This is a genomic window from Streptomyces sp. NPDC059256 (assembly GCF_042753785.1).
Lineage (GTDB): Bacteria > Actinomycetota > Actinomycetes > Streptomycetales > Streptomycetaceae > Streptomyces.
In genome coordinates this window covers 89159-110359 of sequence record NZ_JBHYZO010000010.1, presented here as the reverse complement: position 1 = coordinate 110359, position 21201 = coordinate 89159, and the positions used below count along the sequence as shown (strand labels likewise).

Sequence of the window (21201 nt, the reverse complement as noted above, 5' to 3'; positions counted from 1 at the left end):
GCGAGGACACCCGCACTGGACGCCCCGGCCTTGGGACGGCAGCAACCCCAACGGCCCGTACCGTGCCCGCGAAGGGCTGGTACGGGCCGTTGGGCATTGCGCAGGTCAGAAGGTCGGGGCGCTGGCAGCGCCCGAGGGCTCGAAGAACCCGTCCAAGGGCGGCGAGGTGGGTTCGATGCCCCCGTCCGACGGCCACTCACTCGGAAGCGCACCCTCGGATGAGCTGATGGCCGGTTCCAGATACGCGGGTGATTCCTGGGGATGCCCGCTCTCTGCCATGGCAAGGCCGAAGACCACGAAGCCCGCCATGAGTACGGCGATGGTCAGCCCGGTCAGGAGGAACACTCTGCCTCGCGAGACCGAAGCCGGCGCGGGTGCGGGCGGTCCCTCCTTGTCGTCCTGTGCTTGTCGAGCAGCCTGCTCGATCGGTTCCTCCGCGGCCACCTCGACCGGGGGATCCGTCGGTGTGACCACGGGGGTCGAGCCGGTGGACCCTCGATCGGCCAGCTCGGCGGCCACGATGTCCGCGGGCGGTCCCAGTCGTTCCAGGACCCCGCGAACCGCTTCGATGTGTTGGGCGTCCGCCTCCTCCAGACCGATGTCTATGTGCTCGACGATCTCCTGCCGCAACTCTGCGCGCCGATCGCCGGCGAGAAAGACGGAAGCGTTGTCGAAGCGGTGCAGATAGTCGTCTACGAGTTGATCTCGCCTCAAGGTCACTGGTGACCCTCCTCACGGTCCAAGAGGTTGTCCACGGCAGTTCTGAAGGGTTCCCACTCACCGGCGAACTCGCTCAGCGCCCGTCGCCCGGTTGCGGTCAGGGTGTAGTAGCGGCGTGGCGGACCCGAGTCGGACTCCCGCCAGGACGAGTTGACCCATCCCTCCTTCCGGAGTCGTGACAGCAGTGGGTAGATGGTGCCTTCGCTGGTCACGAGCCCATGCGCGTCGCACAGCTCCCGTACCAGCTCGAAGGCGTACCGCTCGCCGTCACGCAGCAGCGCCAGAACACAGAACTGTAGGACTCCACGACGGAGTTGACTCACCCCGGAACGCGCTCCACCCGGCAGTACCATGCACAACAAGGTACCTGCCGCCGACTGGAACCGCCAGCACGATGGCCCGAAGGGCAGTCCGTCTGGGGCCGGTAGCGGCATGGAAGGCCGATGTCACAGCGACCGTGCGCCATGAGCCGCCCCATACAATGGGCGGGAAAGGTGGGTGGTCGTCGACGTGGGCAAGTCGCGGGGAAACGGTCTTACGGGCTCGGGTTCCGGGCAGAGCGTCTGGTTGCGCCGGCCATCTGCACCGCGCCAGGAGCCCCCGTTGACCAGGGAGCGCATCACCGAGGCGGCCATCGCCCTGCTGGACGAAGAGGGTATCGAGCGGCTGACCATGCGTCATCTCGCGGAGCGCATGGGCATCGGCGCCACGACTCTGTACTGGCACATCGACACCAAGGACGACGTCGTCGACCTGGCGACCGATGCCATCTTCGCGGAGGCACCACTCCCCGACGGGAGCGAGCAGACCTGGCAGGAGAGTGTCGTCGCCCTCCTCTCCGGGTGTCGGTCCATGCTCCTGCGGCACCCGTGGTCCGCCGCGCTACCACTGCGTCAGCGACCCTCGATCGGGCCGAACTTCCTCACCTGGCTGGAGTTCCTCCAAGCCACACTGTCACGCGCCGGCTGCGGAGCACAGCAGACGCAAGCCGTCTGCTGGCTGCTGTACAACCATGTGCTCGGCTCCGCGGCGAGCCAGTCCAACTTCCAGTGGTCGAAGGCCGAACGGGTCGCCGCACAGGAGCAGTTGCGGACGGAGGGCGACAAGTACCCCACGCTTGTGGCGTATGAGTATCCGCTCGACGAGGATTGGGAGGCGAATTTCCGACTGGGCGTGAAGCTCGTCCTTGCTGGCCTCGCATCACAACTGCCGGCAGACGACTGACTCCCGTCTCGCCCATCGGCGGTCGGTGCCCGACCGCGTCCACCCATCTGGTCGTCAGCAATCCCGCCGCCGACTCACTTCTTGCCGATATGCAGGGCCTCCCTGAGGAAGACCTGGAAGTAGCTGGGAACGCCCTCGGTGGTGATGACCTCGACTCGGGACTTCGGGTTGAGGTTGTCGACCGCCTCGCGCACCAGCACGTCAGCCAGGTCCCTGCGCGAGGTGAACCAACCGGGGTGGCGAAGCGTGCTGACGGTGTAGTCGCTCACGGTCGTGGCGTCAAAGAGACCCGCAGGACGGACGACCGTCCAGTCCAGGCCGCTGGCGCTGACGATGTCCTCCATCCGACTCGTGTCCTCGTAGAGGGGGCGGCCCATCCTGAGCAGGATCGGAACGATGACCTTGCGGAAGACGAGCGCTTCACCCGGTGCGTCCTCGTAGTTGGCTCCGATCGAGCTGACGCAGACCAGACGACGAATGCCATGCGCGTCCATCGCCTTGATGACGTTGGCGGTGCCTTCCGAGTAGACGGTCACCGGCTCCTTCGTATACGGAATACCGACGGTGGAGATGACTCCGTCGTGGCCGGCGACCACACGGTGCACTCCATCAGGGTCGAGGACATCCGCCTTGACCACATCTAATCGGGTGTCATCGAGCGGGAAGGCATCGGGCCGCCGAGTCACCGCAGTGACCTCGTGGCCTTCCGTGATCGCCTGTTCGACAGCCAGCCGGCCCGTAGGGCCGCTCGCGCCGAAGATGACCAGCTTCATGTGTTCCTCCTGTGTGGCGCACGGCCGGCTCGATAGGGGTGTGGGCCCGTGCAGGTGCCCATAGGGATCGTGCGGGTGCCCAAAGGGATAGGGAGCCGACCGGCGCGGATCCGATCACCAGGGTGTGGGGCGGAGGCGGACCGTGCGAACCCTCCCGTCCACGCACCGGGTGTTCCGCCGCTCCTTGTGCAGGCTTGCATCGCCCCCGCCCTTCATCCCGGAAAGGCGATTCACTGCCGGGCACCGCTTCACTGCCGAACATCGTTCGACCACTAGAACATTGATCCATAACTCGATCAATGTACCACCGTCGAACGGGGATCGACCGGCCCAACTCCCCTACAGAGAGGTGATGTTCCCGCGACAAGCGGGAGGGGAGCCTGGCGCCGAGCGGCACGCCGGCGCACCCACCAGCGTTGAACGGGCGCCATCCGACCGGGCGACCCACCGCGATTCGATGGGCAGCCCTGCGGAACGGGCCCGATGGATTCGATGAGCACGGATCACCGCAAGATGAGAACTGGCCAATGTGCGTCATGGAACGGCAAAAGAGCGCCACACCGGCCACTTCGATCGGCTGAAATCTCAGCTACACCTCGGGCTTCACGGTGTCCATCGATCGAACGGTCATGACACGGACCCATGCCCCCAACCGAGAGGCCGGCCATCTCCCCGCAGACATCCCACCCCGTGGGCCACCTCAAGGACCGTCGCCACGGGCCCGGTCATCCCTTCGGCTCTCCCCCCGGCCGATACGACTCGCGCACTTCCGCACCGCCGGCAGAAAGACCCCCACCCCCATGAACATCACCGTACTGGGACAAGGCTATGTAGGACTCCCCCTGGCCATGCGTGCGGCTGAGGTCGGACACCACGTCATCGGCTACGAACCGGACCTCGCCCGCTGCGCGCTCCTCGACTCCGGCGAGTCGTACGTCGAGGACGTACCGTCCCACCGACTGCGGAACGCGATCGACGCCCACACCTACCGAGCGACGTCCGACGCGGCCGACCTCAAGGGCTTCGACGTCGCGGTCATCACGGTCCCCACCCCGCTCACCGATCGCGCACCGGACCTGACCTGTGTCCGTGCCGCAGCCCGCACGCTGGCGGGATACATCGAACCGGGTTGCACCGTGGTGCTGGAGTCGACGACCCACCCGGGCACCACCCGCGATGTCCTCATCCCCCTCCTCGAAGAGGGTTCAGGCTTCATCGCCGGCCGTGACTTCTCGGTCGGGTTCAGCCCGGAGCGCATCGATCCGGGCAATGCCGTCTGGCGCTTCGAGAACACGCCCAAGGTCGTCGCGGGGCTCACCGCCGACTGCCTCCACCGGGTCCGTGCCTTCTACGACTCGATCGTCGAGCAGACCGTGCCCGCCCGGGGGTTGGAGGAGGCCGAACTCGCCAAGGTCTTCGAGAACACCTTTCGCCATGTCAACATCGCGCTGGTCAACGAACTCGCCAAGCTCGGACATCTGCTGGGCATCGACGTCGGGGACGCCCTCGACTGCGCCGGGACGAAGCCGTTCGGATTTATGCGGTTCACACCGGGCCCCGGGGTGGGCGGGCACTGCCTGCCCATCGATCCCGTGTACCTCTCCCACCACGTACGGCAGCAACTCGGTGAGACCTTCCGCTTCGTCGAGCTCGCGCAGGAGGTGAACGAGCGCCAACCGGCCTATGTCGTGGAGCGTCTCCAGAACTCCCTGAACCAGAGGGGCAAGTGCCTCAAGGGCGCCCGAATCCTCGCGCTGGGCCTGACCTACAAGGCGGGAACGTCCGACACCCGCGAGTCCCCGGCGCGGAGCGTCGTCGACCTCCTCATCGCCAAGGGCGCGCACTGCACCACGGTCGACCCCCATCTCCCCACGACGCCCGAGGCCGGCCACCTGGCCGAGATGACTCCCGAGGACCTCGCGGCGGCGGACGCGGTCATCGTGCTCACCGACCACCCCGAGTTCGACTTCGATGCCGTGCGCCGGCTGGCCCCGTACGTCCTGGACACCCGCCGGGTGGTTCCGGTCGGCGATCACATCGAACACCTCTAGGACGTGTCCGACACATGGCGCCGTCCGCCCGAACCCCATGATCAGAGCGAGGCATACATGTCCGAGAACTCCCAGCTCGCCCGTACCGGCTCGGCAGCCGGCGCCATCATCGTCGGCGGGACGGTGGTCACCGGATGGTGGCTCCTGGGCATCGCCGCCCTCGTCGTCTGTGCGGGTGCGGTCATGATCCGATTGGGCTTCCGTCGCGACCGCACGGCCGGCGAACGATGACCCCGAGACCCCTGGCCGCCCACCCGCACCATTCCGGCACGGTGCTCGCCGGAGCCATCGCCTTGACCGCGGCTGCTGCCTGGGCGGCGCAGCACGCCATCGCCGCGACCCACTTCGGCGATGCGACCCGCGGTCGGCTCGGCGCCGTCTGGGCGGTCACCTTCGTCCTGCTGATGGCCCAGACGGTCATGTACCACTTCGACCGGCCCTATCGCGCCACTCCCCGCACTGCCCGACGGTTGGCGGACCTCCATGTCGCCGTCCTCGTCCCCGTGTACAACGAGGACGACGGCTATCTCCGCCTCGGACTGCAATCCCTCCTGGACCAGACGAGGCTGCCCGACAGCGTGCACATCGTCGACGATGGATCGACCAACACCCAGTACCCCGAGGTGCGGCAGTGGTGGCTGGCAGCGGCCAGGCGGGCCGGTGTGCACACCACCTGGCGCCGTGTGGACAACGGAGGCAAACGCCATGCCCAGGGACACGGGGTACGGGCGAGCCCGGAGGCCGATGTCTATGTCACGCTCGACAGCGACAGTTGCCTCGCACCGAACGCCATAGCGGAGATACTCATCCCGTTCCGGCGGCGTTCCGTGCAGTCCGTGGCGGGAATCGTCCTCGCCACCAACCACCGGGTCAATCTGCTGGCCCGGATCACCGACCTCTGGCTGTTGACCGGCCAGCTGGTCGACCGCTCGGCGCTGTCCACCGTCGGTGCGGTACTCGTCAACTCCGGTCCGCTGGCCGCCTATCGGGCCGAGGTCATCCGTGACAATCTACACGCCTATCTGAGCGAGACCTTCCGTGGTCGGCCCGTGACCATGTCGGACGACAGTCTCCTGACCCTGTACGCACTTCTGCGCGGAAGGACCGTCCAGCAGCCCACCGCTGTCGTCTTCTCCGCCATGCCCGAGAAGTTCGGCCATCTGTGCCGGATGTACCTGCGCTGGATGCGCGGCTCGACCATCCGCTCCCTGTGGCGCATGCGCTATCTGCCACTGGACGGCGTCGCCTACTGGATCCATCTGCTCCGCTGGTTCCAGGTCGCCCTGTCGACATCGGTTCTGGTCTGGCTGCTGCTGGTCGAACCGCTGAAGTACGGCAACGCACCGGACGCCTCGTTCTTGCTGATCCCCTTTCTCATCGGTTGGGCCCAGGGGTTGCGCTATCTGAGCATCATCCGCTCCGATGAACGCATCCGTTCGAGGATCGTGACCTGGATGCTGATGCCGCTGGCAGTGGTGTTCGCCTGGACCGTACTGCGCTTCATGCGCTGGTACGGGGCCGCCACCTGCGCCAACACCGGTTGGGGCACGCGGCAAGGGGGTGCCGAGGTCTCCTTGGACGGCGCTTCGGCCTCCGCTGCACAACCATCGGGCACCCCAGCTGACGCCGAACCGTCCCCTGCCGGACAGTCCCCTGCCGGGCAGTCCTACGGCGGGCAGTCCGGTACAGGACAGCCCGGCGCAGGGCCGGTCGACACCGAGCCATGGGCACCCGCGTACCACTACCCGTCCCCCACGCATCCGGAGTCGCTCGTGGAGATGACCCTTGAGCTGCGCGTCCTTCCGGTCCGAGCGGGGTGAGCGGCCGGTTCCCCGGCGGGGCCGACGCGTGCGGACCGTTCGTCATGGGTTCGGCCGGGCAGGTGCAGCCGACCGCGGCGCACCCACCTGCCCCGTCGACGGGCGGTCCTGAGCTCGGAGCTACCGGTTGGGCCGGCCGCCCGACCAGTCGAGCAACTGGTCCACATGCATACGGAATCGTTCGAGGCGCTGCGCCGCCTCGTCCGCGCTGATGGCGGGCTCGTACACGGCTGCGGGCTCCCATCGGGGCACCGCCTGTTCGATGGTGAGCCCCGGGACGATCCCCATCCGGGCGACTGCCCCGACACCGAGCGCGGTGGCGTCGGGCAGCGCCGAGACCTCGATCGGGATCTGGAGCAGGTCGGCCTGGGTCTGCATCAGCAGTGCGGACCGGGTCAATCCGCCGTCCACCCGCAGCACGGAGAGCGGTTGGCCCAGATCGCCAGCGGCAGCCGCGGCCAACTCGGTGATCTGGGCCGCGATGCCCTCGCACAGGGCGCGCACCACATGGCCGGGAGAGGTGTCCAGACCGATTCCAGTGAGCGAACCGCGAACGTCACCGCGCCACCACGGGGCGGCCAGGCCGGCCAGTGCGGGCACGAACGTCACTCCCCCGGTGTCCGGTACGCCCGATCCGATCGGGTCGAGGTCGGCAGCCCCGGAGATCACTCCGAGTTCGGTGAGCCATCGCACGGCAGAGGCGACCGTGTACACCTGACCGTCGAGGCAGTAGTCGGTGCGCCCGCCCAATCGCCAGGCGACACAGCTGACGAGACCGCTGCTGGTGCGCAGGGGGGACTTCCCGGTCTGGGCCATGAGGAAGGCCCCGGTCCCGTAGGTGCACTTGGCCGTCCCCGGTTCCGTAACGCTCTGCGCCAACAGGGCCGCCTGCTGGTCGACGAGCAGACCGGTGAGCGGAACGGTCGCACCGAAGGCGGTCGTGGTGCCCACCGGCCCTGCCGAGTCGACGACGTCCGGCATGCGTTCCGAACCGAGCCCGAAGAGTTCTTGTGCCCGCGCCGACCAGGTGACGTCATCGAGGTCGAGCAACTGGGTCCGGCCGGCGGTGGCCGCGTCGGTCACGAAGGCGCCCGTCAGCTGGTGGACCAGCCAGGCATCGCTGGTGGTGACCACACCCTCACGGGTCCGCTCCCGCCGTATCCAGGCCATCTTCCCCGCCGCGAAGTAGGGGTCGAGGGGCAGACCGGTGAGCTGGGCGAGCTCATCGGCGTACGGGGCCAGCTCGGTGCAGATGGACTCGGCCCGACGGTCCTGCCACACGATGGCCTCGGTCAGGGGTGCACCGCTTGAGGGGTCCCAGGCAAGCACCGTCTCCCCTTGATTGGCCAGACCGACGGCGGCCACGGGCTCGCCGGCCTCTGCGAGGGCCTGCCGACCCGCCGCAATGACGGAGTCGAGAAGTGACATCGGATCCACTTCCACCCGGTCGCCGGGACCGTACCGCGGGTACACCGGTACGGACCCAGTGCCGATCACCCCACGCTCGGGGCAGATGACCAGGGCTTTGGTGCCCGAAGTGCCTTGGTCAACGGCAAGTACGGCGCTGGACATGGGTCACCCGGTTCTTCAGCTGACGGGACCCTCGATCATCACGAATGCGTCAAGAACCCCTTGATCAATGATCGTTGACGACATGCCAGGGTGGATCAGGCGTCGCGCTACGTCAAGGTACGCCCCTGGTAGGGGCGTTGATCGCTAACGCACACGGCTTCATCGATCCGTAGCAATCAACTTCTTGTCGTTGTCGTCGGGTTGAGTAAGATCGGCGCGCATACGCGGAGTGGATCGAGACATACCCACTCCGCTCCCACCCCCCACCCGTCCCTATGAGGACCCATGACGACCTTTGTGCGACATCCAAGCCGACGCAGACCGATGGGGGCGGCGGCGGACTGATGTCCCAGGACCAGTTTCGCCCGGTATACCACCCGGCGGGCCATGACAACGAGCTGCGCTCCGCCATGCAGGATTTAAGGACGGGCCGCTGGTTGTCGATGCGCAACCTGCTGAACTCCACTGCCGATTGGGGCATGTGGACACAGCGCACCCAGGTGTTGGCCGCAGTTGCGGCGGGCTCCGATGCAGTGCACGCCTGGCGGACCGAGGAGCCCGCCTCCCTGTCGGCGATCGTGATGCACTGCCGGGTGTCGGTCGAGCGCGCGCTCAGGGCTCATCGCGAGGGCCATGCGCGGACCCAGGATCTGTGGCACGAGGCTTGGGACGCCTGCCGTATCGCCGCCCACCAGGCACCCAACGACCCGGTGCCGTGGGTCTGCCTGCTCGCACTCGCCCAACTCGACGACAAGCAGAGGCTGGAGGAACACCGACAGGTCCCCCCGGGCCCCATGCTGTTCCCCGGCCCCTGGGGGCTACTGGCAGAGGCCCACAAGCGGGACCCGTTCAACCGCGAGGCGTACCACCGGATGCTCCAGTTCGTGTACAGCCGCAAATCCGGGAACGGACATCTCTCGGAGGCGGTGAACTTCGTGCTGTGGGCCGCCTCCGCCGCTCCCGTCGGCTCCGCAATCCTGGCGCTCCCGCTCTATGTACGGGTGGAGCGCTACCGCAGGGACAACGGGCACGAGCGGGCGCTCGATCTGCACTGGGTGACCGACGATGCAACGCGTGAGGCCGTTGTGGCGTTGGAGTCGTGGTTCGACCAGGTCGACTCCACCAAGTCCTCGCTGCTGGACCTCAACCATCTCGCCCACGCCCTGTGGGGAGCAGGACGGTTCATCGAGGCCGCTCGGGTCTTCAGGGCTCTGGGCCCCTATTACACAGCACCCCCCTGGCTGTACCGCTCGCAAAGTCCCGGTGACTCGGCCCTCGCGGAGGACGTCTACCTCCGCGCCCGTGCCCGGTGTCTGAGCGCCGCTCGCGACGCGGGCCTCTGACCACTCATCCATCGCCTTTCCATGACATCACCCTTCCCCCGGAGGTATTTCCATGTCCATACCCGGACCAAGATGGTCGAATTCGACCTCTGCGGCCCCGATCGACGAAGAGGAACGGCTGAGAGAACTGGGCTACCAGCCCGTTCTCGCCCGCCGAATGGGAGGCTTCGGCAACTTCGCCATCAGCTTCTCCGTGATCTCCATCCTCTCCGGATGCATGACGCTGTACGCCTTCGGCATGAACACCGGTGGACCGGCGGTCATGATGTGGGGCTGGGCGATCGTCGGTCTGTTCGTCCTCTGTGTGGGCATGGCACTGGCCGAGGTGACCAGTGCGTACCCCACGTCGGGTGCGCTGTACTACATGGCGGACCGGCTCGGCGGGCGTAAGTGGGGTTGGTACACGGGCTGGTTGAACCTCCTCGGGCTGCTCGGAGCCATCGCCGGCATCGACTACGGAGCCGCCCTGTTCACCGGTGCACTGCTCCACCTCCAGTGGGGGTTCGAACCCACCCCGGGCACCACGATGCTCATCTTCATCTGCATCCTGCTGCTCCACGCCACGCTGAACCTCTTCGGTGTGAGGCTGGTCAGCGTGCTCAACTCGATCAGCGTCTGGTGGCATCTGGGGGGCGTCGCCCTGATCGTCGGCGTACTGGCCGTCGTGCCGAAGAACCACCAGTCCCCCGAGTTCGTGTTCACCGAGTTCGTCAACAACACCGGATGGGAGAACCCCATCTACGTCGCGGCGATCGGTCTGCTGCTCGCCCAATACACCTTCTCGGGATACGACGCGTCGGCGCACCTATCGGAGGAGACCTCCAACGCCTCGGTGACCGCCGCCCAAGGCATCGTGCGCGCGATCTGGGTCTCATGGATCGCGGGATTCGCCCTGCTCGCGGGGCTCACGTTCGCCATCCAGGATTACGACGGCGCTCTCAACAGCTCGACCGGGGTACCCCCGGCCCAGATCCTGTTGGACGCACTCGGAACCGGTGGTGCCACCGCACTGCTGCTCGTGATCATCGTCGCCCAGTTGTTCTGCGGCAACGCCGAGGTAGCCGCGGCGAGCCGCATGGTCTTCGCCTTCAGTCGGGACAATGCACTGCCCGGGTCGGCGCTGTGGCGCAAGGTCAGCAGCAAGACGCAGACCCCCGTGCCCGCGGTGTGGCTGTCGGTGGGATTCGCCTGTGTGCTGGCGCTGCCTTCGCTCTACTCCTCGACCGCCTACGGCGCGGTGACCGCGATCAACGTCATCGGCATCACTCCCGCCTATGTGATCCCGGTCTACCTCAAGCTGCGGGCGGGCGACCGGTTCGAGCCGGGGCCATGGACCCTCGGCAAGTGGAGCAAGCCCATCGGTTGGATCGCCGTGGTGTGGGTGGCCTTCGTGACCGTCCTCTTCCTGCTGCCGCAGTCGAGTCCGGTCACGGTGGACACCATGAACTACGCGTCGGTGGCACTGGTCACGGTGTTGACCCTGGCGACCGTCTGGTGGTTCGTCGCCCGCGGATCCTATGGAACGCCGAAGGCGTACGGGTCGGCGCGCGAGCAGGCCGAACTGGAAGACCAGATCGTCTGACGCCTTCGAGGTGAAGCCCCACGGGGTCCGGCCCACTCGGACGGAGGGCCGGGCCCCGTGCTGCTGTGTGCCGACTCGGCGATGTCAGTGCGGCACGAGATGCTGACGGTCCGACATCTCGTCCCCCGGGAGGCTGACATGACCCATCGTGAGCTCGCTGCCGCGCAGGCGTATCTACGGCTGCTCCAGACCACCCGCGCCGTGCTCGACGGACCGACACACACTCCGGCGGCCCTGCCCCTACTGGCCGTGCCCATCTCGGAGGTCGACAAGGCTCTCGGTGAACTGGGCATGGCAGGAAACGAGGCCGCGTTCTTCCGGCTGGTGGCAGAGCTCCAGTCGGGTCCGGGCTAGCTCCGCTCGGGCCGTTGCAGGTGCCGGACGGGCGATGGCTCTCGTGAGCCGGCGGGAGCGCAGCTCGACTGCTCCGCACCCCGCTGGCTGCCTTAGACCGTGCCCCTGCCCCTGCCCCTGGCCCTGTCTCCTCGTCGCAGGGCGCAGCTTCGTGTGCGTGAACTCACTTGCGTTCGGCTTCATTCGCCTGCGTTCGCCTGCGGTAGCCCGCGTTCGCCTTCATTCGTCGACGAAGATGTTCCGCTCCCATCGGGAGAGGCGGTCCCGGTCCTGCACCGCTCGTCCCGCGGAGTACGAGGTGCCGCCTGCCGGGACCTCCAGTACCTGATGGTGGAAGAAGAACAGCCACCTCACGTTGCTCAGACGGGCCCGACCGGAGAAGACGGCCATGAGGAATGCCTCCAGATGCTCCACCACGACATGGTCGAACACCCAGTCGTCGAACAGCACCCGGATCACGTCAGGGTGACGCCCATGGCCCATGAGGCCGATGCACAGCTCGATGCCGTCCAGGTCACCGCCCCAGTCGGCGAACCAGGCTTCTCCGTCCGCCCGTTCGGTCCACTCGTCGCCCGCAGCGCCCAGGGACCGCAGGGCCGCATCGACCCTCCGCACCGGCTCGAAACGCGACTGGGAAGGTCCCACTCCGGCTCCCCTCTGATCGACTGCTTCACGGTGTTCGATGCCCGTCGAGTGTGCCGCGGGGGGTGCATGAGAAGCCAGTGGAAGTTGGCAAGTACCGGAGGTTCGATGTGCTTGCTGTGGCTCAGGGGGTGCAGCGGGTCGATGTGAAGTGTGGGTTCGATGGCCTGAGCAACGGTCCACGCCCCACCGAAGCCCCACCGAATCGGAGCACCTCCATATGACTGGAACGCAGGGCGCGGCCCGATCTACTCTTGCTCCAGAACGGCGGCCCCGGTGCATGTTCCGCTCTGGATTTTGGCAGTAACTTTCATTGCCTTCGCGAGTCTCTACCAATATCCTTGATCGTCGATCATGCTCAGTCGAACACTTCGACCCCCCTTCCGGGATCTCCCTCTGCGGGCTCACCGGGCGCCAGCAGAGCCCGTCAACGCATCGAGGACACATCGGCGGCACTCATCCCCCGGCTTCACGGTCGAGCGTCGGGGGTGGGGCAGCGCCACCTCGTATCTCGTCGCGAGTCATGAGCAGTTGCCCCTCACAGCCCCCTCAGCGCTTCAGGTCTACCGCGGTTTCACCTTTTCCTCTAGCAGTCGACCTGCCTGTACGACCCTCGCTCCCACGCTGGCGACGGCATCGAAGGACATCTGGATCACTGCCGACAATCGCCTCCTCGCAGGTGCAAATACGACCGGCCCACACCGTGCGCCCCCCGATCCACCGGCCGCACCACCATCGGAGACACAGGTGCCCGCTGACCCCGAGCGATCCATCGCGGAGCGCCGGAAAAACGGCCGAGCCGGCTCGGCCTTCGCACCTCTTTGCAGGCCAACGGCCCCTGGAAATTGGCTCGTTGTTTCAGAAACTTCATTGGTCTATACCTTGACTCGCCCCCACTCGGGACGCTTCAGTGTGATCTACACCCCCGCCACGGAGTGCCTGGCGAACCCGGTTCCATCGGGCTTCGCAGGCATGTCCGCTGACGCACGAAAGGGAAAACTCGTGCTCAAAGATCGTATGAAGGCGCTGATGGTCGGCGTGGTCGCGGCCGGTTCCTTGGCAGCGACGGTTCTCGTGCCGACCGCAACGGCTTCTGCCGCTTCGCCGGCGGACGATTGCGCCATCGCACCCAGTTGGGTCGCCGGCGCGAACTACCAGACCGGCGACATCGTCAAGTACAACGACGGTGAGGTGTACATCGCCGAGCGCAACAACCCGGGCTACAACCCGGTGGTCAGCACGCACTACTGGGACCCGTACACCTGCGGCACGGGTGGGAACCCGAACCCCAACAGCTTCGTGGTGAGCGAGGAACAGTTCAACCAGATGTTCCCTCGCCGGAATCCGTTCTACACCTACAAGGGTCTGACGGACGCCATGAAGGCGTTCCCCAAGTTCGCCCACACCGGCACGGACACGATGCGCAAGCAGGAGGCCGCGGCCTTCCTCGCCAACATCAGTCATGAGAGCGGTGGGCTCTTCTACATCACGGAGATCAACAAGGACAACTACCCCCACTACTGCGACACCACCCAGCCCTACGGCTGTCCTGCGGGCGGTTCGGCCTACTACGGCCGCGGCCCCATTCAGCTGAGCTGGAACTTCAACTACAAGGCCGTCGGTGACTGGCTCGGCATCGATCTGTTGAACCACCCGGAGAAGGTGGAGACGGACCCCGCGATCAGCATGATGACGGCCCTTTGGTACTGGAACACGCAGGACGGTCCCGGCCCGGTCACCGGCCATGACGCCATGGTCAGCGGCGCCGGCTTCGGCCAGACGATCCGCTCGATCAATGGCTTCCTGGAGTGCGACGGCAAGAACCCAGCGCAGGTCCAGAGCCGGATCAACCGGTACAAGAACTTCACCCAGATCCTGGGCGTGCCCACCGGCGCGAACATCTCGTGCTGATCAGCTCACCCGCTGATCAACCGATGTACTGAAGGTGAGGAACGGGCCGGAGGGACACCCTCCGGCCCGTTCTGCCGTTCACCACCGCGCGAGGGACCCGACCCGGTCCAGCATGTCCCATCGACGGCACATCTCCTTTCGTTTCGGCGAGTGCGGCACGGCATCGCGGGCAGACGCAGTTCAGCGAGGGGATGAGCCCCCCGCACCCCGGTCCCGTACCGGATCTGCCCGCTCACCGCCCTGGGCTCCGAGGACCGACACACCGGTGTCGGTGCCGGGCGAGTGATCGAACCGAAGTGAGGAGTCACCGATGATTGTTGTAGGCATCATCGCCGTCTGCGTGGTACTGGCCGTCCTGGCCTTCTTCGTGCCCCGCCTCTCCCGCCATCCCGAACGCGGGACCCAACGCACGCTCGGCCTCGGCTCTCGCGCCGGCGGCAAGGCGCCCGGGATACTGGGGCGCATCCTCAGCAAGCCGTTCCACAGCAGCTCGCGTGCCGTGAGTCGGAGCAGTTCCGCCGGTCGTCGGGCCCGCTGGCGGCTGCCGTTCTAAGGGCCGCCGCCCCCCGCTCGCCGGGGGGTGCCTGATCCCTTGGCACCCCGTACGGCGTCTCACGTCGCACCGACGGCGTACACCCCCGCCACCGAGGCCGCCAACCGTGCCAACTCCTCACGTACAGCCGGCGGCGAAAGCACTTCCAGCTGGTCACCGAGTGCCAGCAGCACCCCGGTCTCCAAAATGTTGTCAAACACCAGATCGGCCCGCAGCCAGTCCTCTCCCTCCGGGGTGACCTCCCCGGTGGTCCGGCCAGAGGTCAGGCACTGGAAGCGCACCAGGGCGTCCTTGCGCAGCCGTACCGCCACCAGCAGGGGGAGACGGCGTTGTTCGGCTTCGTACCGCATCGTCTTCCACACGTCGGCGAGCTCCCAACCGGGCCTTCTGCGCACCGGCTCGTCGATGAGGGACGCCTTGACCACACGGTCGGCACGGAACAGCCGCGGAGAGCCGGCCTTGTCGGCCACCAAGTACCAGACACCCGCTTTCACCACGAGCCCGTAAGGGTCGAGGACGTAGTCGCCGGGCTCGACTGCGCCACTGCGGCGATAGCGCAGGGCCAGTCGACGGTCCGTGAACACGGCCGAGTTGAGTACGTCGAGATCGACTGCGGGTCTGGGCCTCATCATCCAGCGTTCCGGATCGACCAGGATGCGCCGACTCGTCAGCTCTGCCGCTGGTCGGTGCGGTTCCGGTATCGCCGCCATGACCTTGCGGAGCGCGGACCCCAACGCCGCATCGAGCCCGAGGGCTGCATGGGTTCCGCGTGCGGCGAGGACGAACAGGGCCCTCGACTCGTCCTCGGTCAGCCCTGTGACGTCGGTGCGAAACCCCGGCATCAGCGCAATGCCTCCGTGACGCCCCCGCTCGGTGTAGATGGGAATGCCGGAGGTGGAAAGTGCCTCGACATCGCGGTAGATGGTTCGGACGGACACCTCAAGGCGCTCGGCGAGTTCGGCTGCTTGCACCAGACCGCGCGTCTGGAGGAGCAGGATGATCGAGAGCAGGCGGTCGGACTTCACGGGCGCAGACTCTCCGGGGAAACATGACGGGAGTTGTCAGGTTACTCCTCGAAGGTACGGGCGTCAGAGCACCTGATCCGACGCACAGGAGACCCACCAGATGAACGACCCACGTCCGTTGTACGAACGAGCAGCCGCCCAGTTCGCCGTGCTGCTGGAAGCCGTGACTCCGTCCCGGCTAGGCGATCCGACGCCCTGTTCGGAGTTCGACGTTCGGGCACTGCTCTCGCACAGTGTGAACGGGCTGTACTTGATGGCGCACATCGGTGAGAACGGGGACTGGAAGTCGGCTCCCCCACCGGTGTCGGACTTCGCCGACGACGCCTGGCGCGAATCGTATCGGGATGCGCACCAACGCTTCGGCGAGGCGTGGTCGGACGATGCGATGTTGAGCTCGACGGTCTCTTCGCCCTGGGGCGAGGAGACCTCCGGGCATGCGATGGTGGGTTTCGCCCTCCTGGAGACCGTTGCGCACGGCTGGGACCTCTCCGAGGCCCTCGGCCGGCCGGTGGAGTTGGATCCCGTGCTCGCCGAAGCGGTCATTCCCATGGCCCACGACGCGCTCCCTGCCGCCAGCCGTGGCGGCCCGGTGCCCTTCGGTGCCGTACGGGAGGCACCCGTGGGGGCTGATGCGTACGACCGGCTGGCCGCGTGGTTGGGCCGGGAGGTGCCCGACCGTTCCCACGGCTGAATCGGCCGATTCCTGGTAGCGGGGGGCCGGTAGCCCTCAGAAGCGACGTGCTCGCCCTCACAACGCTCCGCCCCTCCCGTGCGCACAGCCGCCGGGTGGGGCGGAGCTCTGCTCGGGACCACCGACGAAGCGGTGCACCGAGCTCGGGCTGCTGCTACTGCTCCGCATGCTCGTCACGACCACCTCAGCCACGATGCCCATCGCAGGGCCGGGGTGATCCATGGGCGGGATACAGGCCCGCGATCGCCACGGCTGGCCCCCATTTGTATCTGTCCACGACGGCCATCGGAGTGATTTCGAACGTTTCGCCCAAACTCGGGCGTTCTTTGCTCCGAACCCTGTACGGACAACCGCCCATTCCGGGCGAACCTCCTACAAGGAGCACGAGCATGCGAATCTCCGTCGTCGCGGTCCCCGTCTGTCTGGTCGCGGCTCTTGCCGTCCCCGCAGCCGCCTTCGCAGAGTCAGGGGCGGAGCGTCACCACGGCCGCACCACAGCCGCACCGAAGGCTCTGGTCGCGTACGGCCTGACAACCGACCAGCGATTGGTCCGGTTCGGTGTCGACAAGCCGTCGGCTGCCACTTCGGTGGGCGCGGTCAGCGGGCTGGCGGGAGACAGCAAGTTGGTCGGCATCGACTTCCGGGTCCAGAACCTCAAGCTGTACGGGGTCGGCGACCAGGGCGGGGTCTACACCATCGCCACCAACGACGCGCGTGCGGTGAAGGTCTCCCAGCTCACGACCGCACTCTCCGGGACCTTGTTCGGTGTGGACTTCAACCCGGCGGCCAACCGGCTGCGGGTGGTGAGTGACACCGGGCAGAACCTGCGCCACAACATCAATGACAGCACGGGGACGCTCGGTACCGTTGTCGATGGAGAGCTGACCAATCCGACGGTGCCGCCCACCACGGCGAAGGGAATCACCGGGGCCGCCTACACCAACAACGACCTGAACACCGCGACCGCGACGACCCTGTTCGACATCGACACGCTGGCTGATCGAGTCTCCCTCCAGTCACCGGCCAACGCCGGCACCCTCGCCCCCACGGGAGGGCTCGGCATCCACGCCGATCCCAACGCTGGATTCGACATCTACTTCGAACCCACACAGGGCACGAACCACGGCTTCGCCACACTGCGCAGCGGCAGCACCCACCGCCTCTACGAGGTCAACCTGCTGACGGGTGCGGCCCGCAGTCTCGGTTCGTTCCCCGCCGATCGGCAGGTCACTGACATCGCCCTGCCACTCGACCAGAGCTAGCGTCCCGGCTGCAACAGCCAAGCGGCGTTGACGGGCTGGCGTCGGCTTCGGCTTCGGGTGCACCCACAGTGGAGCCGGGCCCGGCTCGTTCAGAAGGTCCGTTCCAGAGGGCGGCGCGAGGAGGCATGGCGGTACGGAGGTGGGTCCTCGATCACTGTGGAGTGATCGAGGACCCACCTCCGAAGCGCTCACCACCCCGGATGCGAACTACTTGGGCATCAGTACGGTGTCGACGATGTAGACCGTCGCATTGGCAGTCTTCACATTGCCGCAGACGACCTTGGAGGTGTTGTTGACCGTGTACGCCTCACCAGAGCCGGTGGCGGTGATCTTGCCCTTCTGGAGGGTTTCGAAGTTGCCGTTCTCCAACTGCGCGGGGGTCACGCCCTGGCCGACGACGTGGTACGTGAGGATCTTCGTCAGCATGGCCTTGTCCGCGAGAACCTTGTCGAGGTCGGCCTTCGGGATCTTCGCGAAGGCGTCGTTCGTGGGTGCGAAGACGGTGATCCCCTGGGCGTTGTTGAGGGTGTCGACCAGTCCGGCCTGCTTGACGGCGGCAACGAGGGTCGACAGCGCGGGGTTGTTCGAGGCGGCCGTGGCGACGGGGTCCTTGGACATTCCGTCGAAGGAGCCCGACCCCTGCTTCGGGACGGAGGCGCAGGCGGTGCCGAACGGCTGGTCGCCCGCCGCCGCGTCATCGGGCGCGGCGGATTCCTGAGACTGCGAGTCATCCTTGCTCGCCTCGGTCGCGGAATCGGCGGACGTGTCCTTGCCCGAATCCGAACAGGCTGCCAGGGCGAAGGGCAGGACGGTCACGGCGGCGACGGCGACGGCGGTGCGGCGGAAGCGAAGGGCGTTCATCGAAACTCCATGAGATGTCGAGTTCTTCGGCAGGGCTGCGAGCCGTCTGGTGTTGGGAGGAACGGCGGTCTGTCATGACTGCGCTCCTCTCGACGGGCAGAACCTGCTCACACTCGGCATTCGGAGCCGACGGCCAGGCGGATTGGTCAGTCAACGGATCGAATGACGGCGGGCGGACGAGTTGACGAGGCGACGGCCGGCCGGAGAGCCTCCATTCGAGCTTCCCCGACCCGGCGTCGGTGTGCCGCCCACCCGTCACCCATGGACGTGGCCGCCGTACGACGCGCATGGGTCATGCCACGCCCGCACGGCCTCGCCTACGGGTCCTCAGTCCAGCACTCGGCCCCCGTGGTACCGCAGTTCATAGGCTCGGACTCCCTCGGCCGTGGTGATGTGCTCGACGCCTTGGAAGCGCAGCACGTCGCCGGTGTTCTCATCGACGTACGACAGCCCGTCGACGGTATGGCGAAAGCCGCCGAGGAATCTGTTCTGGCGGTACAGCTGTGTCAGAGCCCCCTTGATGGTCTCGCCCGCGGTGTAGGCGTCGATGTCGTCGCTCAGCAGATATCCGTAGTAGTTCATCCCCCACACGGGCCGGTCCGCGTGGTGCACGGTCTCCTGCCCCAGGAAGTCCGTACCGCCGAAGTAGCTGTCCCGATAGACCAGCTCACCCTCTCGGTACTCCAGATCGTGTGAGGCGGTCCGGGCCGGGGCAACCTTGCCGGTACCCCCGACATAGGTGGCGGCCTTGGCCCGAACGACAAATGCCTCCAGCGTGGAAGCGGTGAGCGTCAACGTATCCATGGTCGCGTTCTACCAGCAGGGTCTGACAGTCGACGGGGACATCGCGCCCTCCTTCAGAGCATGGGGCGGTCTGGCCGCGGCTGCGGTGGAAACATGTTTGTCACAATTGAACCGGAATAGAGCCTCAACTCCGTTAGTTCCAGGCAGATATGAATGTGGGAGTGGCTCTCAACGCCATCGATTCCGACAACCAAGTCGACGCCACCGTCCGGTTAGCCGCGGAGGCAAAAACGGCGGGGCTCCGATCCGCATGGTTCGGGCAGGGCTTCGGCATCGACTCGCCCCAGCTGGCGGCGATCGTCGGACGCGAAGTACCCGGTCTCCAGGTGGGGACGGCCGCGATCCCCGTCTTCGGGCGTCATCCGCTGGTGGTCTCCAGCCAAGCACTCACCGCCCAGGCGGCCACGCACGGTCGCTACCACCTCGGGCTCGCACTCGGTACGCGACTGCTGACCGAGGACGGCATGGGCATCCCCTTCGAACGGCCCATCGCCCGACTGCGTGAGTTCCTGGTGGTCCTGCGACAGCTGATCGAGACCGGCACCAGCGAGTTCCGGGGCGAACTGATCAGCGCGGCCACCCCGCTCCCCGCCCGGGTGCCCGGAGCCACGACGGGCGTACCACTGCTCGTGGCCGCCATGGGTCCCCAGGCGCTGCGGGTCAGCGGTGAGCTGGCGGACGGGATCCTGCCCTATCTGGCCGGACCACGTGCCTTGGCAGAGCACATCGTGCCGGCGGTCACGGTGGCTGCCGCGGCGGCCGGTCGTCCCACGCCGAGGATCGTGGCCTTCGTGAACGGGGTGGTCACCGACGATGTCGAGTCCGTACGGGCCCGGGCCGCCGAACGGCTCGCCTTCTACGAGCAGATCCCTTCCTACGCACGGGTGATCGAACTGTCCGGCGCCAAGAGCGCCGTGGACGTGACCGCGATCGGCAACGAGGCGACGGTACGGGCGGAGGTCCAGCGCTATCTGGACGCCGGGGCGACGGAGGTCGTGTTCGCGAGTACGGAGATCGCCGGGGACGCCGACCGGCACCGAACTTGGTCACTGCTCGGCGAACTCGCCGCCGAGCGGCCCTAGTACCAGCCGTACCGGACACCCATCGATCCGACGTCCCGCTCCACCCGAAGGGCCCGGCGCGTACCCTCGTGCGTGCCGGGCTGTTCGGTCAGGCGATGTGAGGCCAACGGCCTTGCGGAGAAGCGAGGCGAAGGTGCTCGCGGGTGAGGTGGGTTGGGGCGATCGATTCACCGAACGTGCGTTGAACACCTGCCCCCGCACCCTCCTGGGGTGTGCGCGGCCTCACGCCCCTGCTGCCGTGAAGGTCGGGTGGACGTTCTCCAGCGGAGGCGGATCGGTACGCAGCCCGATGCTCCTCCCTTGGCCAAGTGAAGTTGGTGTGCACGGATGGTCTTGCCTGAGTGGCTCGCGACGGTGTTTGAGCACGAGTTCAACGAGAGCCAGCGATCCAGAGTCGCCGAGGTGATCACGGCCGTCAACGCATCCACCCTCAGTGCAGCTGAGATTGAGCGTGGATACGGAGTGATCGAAGGGAACGCACGATTCCTTGGCGCGGTCATCCTCCTCCACAGAGAGGGTGATGACCTTGAGGAGACCCTGGAGACGGCAACCTGGGACTGGCGGGATCTCCTGTTGGGTACCGGGCTTGAACATGAGGACTGGCCGAACGTCCTCGCGGAAAAGCTTGGCGGACCCTCTGATGGTGACCCCCTGAGGGGCTGACCCTCGCAGTATCACTTGACGAGTCGGAATCTCCGCGATCGCGCATCGCGCACCTGTCTGACCGTTGGAGTCGAGCCGCCGAGGGTGTTCCGCCCGAAGTTCGCGTCCTACCGGCTCCCGCGCTATCACTTTCGATCCGGTCGATCAGCGGCAGGTCGTGCTCTGCGCGGACGCGCATCAGCTCCGCTCCCATCCGGATAGCAGGGTGCGATGACGCGGCCCCGGCCCGAGCCGTCGAGCACGAGGGTCGGTGCGGCAGCCGCCGTCC

Annotated in this window: 21 protein-coding genes; 13 read left to right on the top strand and 8 right to left on the bottom strand. The window is 66.8% G+C overall.

What is annotated here, in order from left to right; genetic code table 11:
* Positions 1-105 precede the first annotated feature (105 nt).
* Together ACFXJL_RS22165 and ACFXJL_RS22160 are read right to left on the bottom strand one after the other, a co-directional pair.
* Positions 106-720 carry an HAAS signaling domain-containing protein gene (locus tag ACFXJL_RS22165; protein WP_384638290.1) on the bottom strand — a complete coding sequence of 205 codons (615 nt, stop codon included), beginning with the start codon at positions 718-720 and terminating at the stop codon, positions 106-108.
* Complete coding sequence (locus tag ACFXJL_RS22160) at positions 717-1073, bottom strand: PadR family transcriptional regulator (RefSeq protein ID WP_358879610.1); 357 nt, start codon at positions 1071-1073, stop codon at positions 717-719. Before ACFXJL_RS22160 ends, ACFXJL_RS22165 begins: the two co-directional genes overlap by 4 nt.
* Positions 1074-1323: 250 nt before the next feature.
* On the opposite strand from ACFXJL_RS22160, the gene ACFXJL_RS22155 reads away from it, so the two are divergent.
* The gene (locus tag ACFXJL_RS22155) at positions 1324-1944 is read left to right on the top strand and encodes a TetR/AcrR family transcriptional regulator C-terminal domain-containing protein (protein ID WP_384694928.1); all 621 of its coding nucleotides are present in this window, start codon (positions 1324-1326) and stop codon (positions 1942-1944) included.
* Positions 1945-2018: 74 nt separating this feature from the next.
* On the opposite strand, the gene ACFXJL_RS22150 is transcribed toward ACFXJL_RS22155, so the two are convergent.
* Complete coding sequence (locus tag ACFXJL_RS22150) at positions 2019-2717, bottom strand: NAD(P)-dependent oxidoreductase (RefSeq protein WP_384694925.1); 699 nt, start codon at positions 2715-2717, stop codon at positions 2019-2021.
* Positions 2718-3517: 800 nt separating this feature from the next.
* Between ACFXJL_RS22150 and ACFXJL_RS22145 the strand changes: the two genes are divergently transcribed.
* Genes ACFXJL_RS22145 through ACFXJL_RS22135 form a run of 3 tightly spaced genes read left to right on the top strand, consistent with a single transcriptional unit; the run spans position 3518 to position 6588 of the window.
* A complete protein-coding gene (locus tag ACFXJL_RS22145) occupies positions 3518-4768 on the top strand; it encodes a nucleotide sugar dehydrogenase (protein ID WP_384694922.1) in 1251 nt (416 codons plus the stop codon).
* 57 nt (positions 4769-4825) lie between these two features.
* Positions 4826-4999 (top strand): hypothetical protein, encoded by a 174-nt coding sequence (locus ACFXJL_RS22140; protein WP_329025371.1) that lies wholly within the window; start codon positions 4826-4828, stop codon positions 4997-4999.
* Positions 4996-6588, top strand: coding sequence for a glycosyltransferase (locus ACFXJL_RS22135; RefSeq protein ID WP_384694918.1), 1593 nt, complete (start codon positions 4996-4998; stop codon positions 6586-6588). Before ACFXJL_RS22140 ends, ACFXJL_RS22135 begins: the two co-directional genes overlap by 4 nt.
* Positions 6589-6708: 120 nt before the next feature.
* Here ACFXJL_RS22135 and ACFXJL_RS22130 read toward each other — a convergent pair whose 3' ends face one another.
* A complete protein-coding gene (locus tag ACFXJL_RS22130; RefSeq protein WP_384694915.1) occupies positions 6709-8160 on the bottom strand; it encodes an FGGY family carbohydrate kinase in 1452 nt (483 codons plus the stop codon).
* Positions 8161-8504: 344 nt separating this feature from the next.
* Between ACFXJL_RS22130 and ACFXJL_RS22125 the strand changes: the two genes are divergently transcribed.
* The 3 genes from ACFXJL_RS22125 to ACFXJL_RS22115 all read left to right on the top strand — a co-directional run bounded on the left by ACFXJL_RS22125 (position 8505) and on the right by ACFXJL_RS22115 (position 11439).
* Complete coding sequence (locus ACFXJL_RS22125; RefSeq protein WP_329025367.1) at positions 8505-9503, top strand: hypothetical protein; 999 nt, start codon at positions 8505-8507, stop codon at positions 9501-9503.
* Positions 9504-9555: 52 nt separating this feature from the next.
* On the top strand, positions 9556-11085 hold the full coding sequence (locus tag ACFXJL_RS22120; RefSeq protein WP_358879616.1) for an amino acid permease: 1530 nt from the start codon (positions 9556-9558) through the stop codon (positions 11083-11085).
* A gap of 138 nt (positions 11086-11223) precedes the next feature.
* Positions 11224-11439: a hypothetical protein gene (locus ACFXJL_RS22115; RefSeq protein WP_384638309.1), complete on the top strand. Its 216-nt coding sequence runs from the start codon at positions 11224-11226 to the stop codon at positions 11437-11439.
* Between the two features lie 219 nt (positions 11440-11658).
* Here the strand turns inward: ACFXJL_RS22115 and ACFXJL_RS22110 are convergent, their stop codons facing one another.
* Entirely contained in the window at positions 11659-12084 is a 426-nt protein-coding gene (locus ACFXJL_RS22110) for a hypothetical protein (RefSeq protein ID WP_384694911.1), read from the bottom strand.
* Between the two features lie 999 nt (positions 12085-13083).
* Between ACFXJL_RS22110 and ACFXJL_RS22105 the strand changes: the two genes are divergently transcribed.
* Together ACFXJL_RS22105 and ACFXJL_RS22100 are read left to right on the top strand one after the other, a co-directional pair.
* Complete coding sequence (locus tag ACFXJL_RS22105) at positions 13084-13992, top strand: glycoside hydrolase family 19 protein (protein WP_329025359.1); 909 nt, start codon at positions 13084-13086, stop codon at positions 13990-13992.
* A gap of 310 nt (positions 13993-14302) precedes the next feature.
* The gene (locus tag ACFXJL_RS22100; RefSeq protein ID WP_329025358.1) at positions 14303-14545 is read left to right on the top strand and encodes a DUF6411 family protein; all 243 of its coding nucleotides are present in this window, start codon (positions 14303-14305) and stop codon (positions 14543-14545) included.
* A 59-nt stretch (positions 14546-14604) separates the two neighbouring features.
* Here the strand turns inward: ACFXJL_RS22100 and ACFXJL_RS22095 are convergent, their stop codons facing one another.
* Positions 14605-15570, bottom strand: coding sequence for a helix-turn-helix transcriptional regulator (locus ACFXJL_RS22095; RefSeq protein WP_384694907.1), 966 nt, complete (start codon positions 15568-15570; stop codon positions 14605-14607).
* 100 nt (positions 15571-15670) lie between these two features.
* Between ACFXJL_RS22095 and ACFXJL_RS22090 the strand changes: the two genes are divergently transcribed.
* Both ACFXJL_RS22090 and ACFXJL_RS22085 read left to right on the top strand, forming a co-directional pair.
* On the top strand, positions 15671-16261 hold the full coding sequence (locus tag ACFXJL_RS22090; RefSeq protein ID WP_384638316.1) for a TIGR03086 family metal-binding protein: 591 nt from the start codon (positions 15671-15673) through the stop codon (positions 16259-16261).
* A 389-nt stretch (positions 16262-16650) separates the two neighbouring features.
* Positions 16651-17523, top strand: a complete 873-nt coding sequence (locus ACFXJL_RS22085) for a DUF4394 domain-containing protein (RefSeq protein WP_384694904.1) — start codon at positions 16651-16653, stop codon at positions 17521-17523.
* A 207-nt stretch (positions 17524-17730) separates the two neighbouring features.
* Here ACFXJL_RS22085 and ACFXJL_RS22080 read toward each other — a convergent pair whose 3' ends face one another.
* Complete coding sequence (locus ACFXJL_RS22080; protein WP_358879622.1) at positions 17731-18384, bottom strand: fasciclin domain-containing protein; 654 nt, start codon at positions 18382-18384, stop codon at positions 17731-17733.
* A gap of 327 nt (positions 18385-18711) precedes the next feature.
* The gene (locus tag ACFXJL_RS22075; protein ID WP_384694901.1) at positions 18712-19188 is read right to left on the bottom strand and encodes a DUF5680 domain-containing protein; all 477 of its coding nucleotides are present in this window, start codon (positions 19186-19188) and stop codon (positions 18712-18714) included.
* A 149-nt stretch (positions 19189-19337) separates the two neighbouring features.
* Here ACFXJL_RS22075 and ACFXJL_RS22070 point away from each other — a divergent pair, with 149 nt between their 5' ends.
* Both ACFXJL_RS22070 and ACFXJL_RS22065 read left to right on the top strand, forming a co-directional pair.
* A complete protein-coding gene (locus tag ACFXJL_RS22070) occupies positions 19338-20270 on the top strand; it encodes a TIGR03564 family F420-dependent LLM class oxidoreductase (protein ID WP_384694900.1) in 933 nt (310 codons plus the stop codon).
* A 327-nt stretch (positions 20271-20597) separates the two neighbouring features.
* Positions 20598-20933 (top strand): hypothetical protein, encoded by a 336-nt coding sequence (locus tag ACFXJL_RS22065; protein ID WP_358879625.1) that lies wholly within the window; start codon positions 20598-20600, stop codon positions 20931-20933.
* Positions 20934-21201 lie beyond the last annotated feature (268 nt).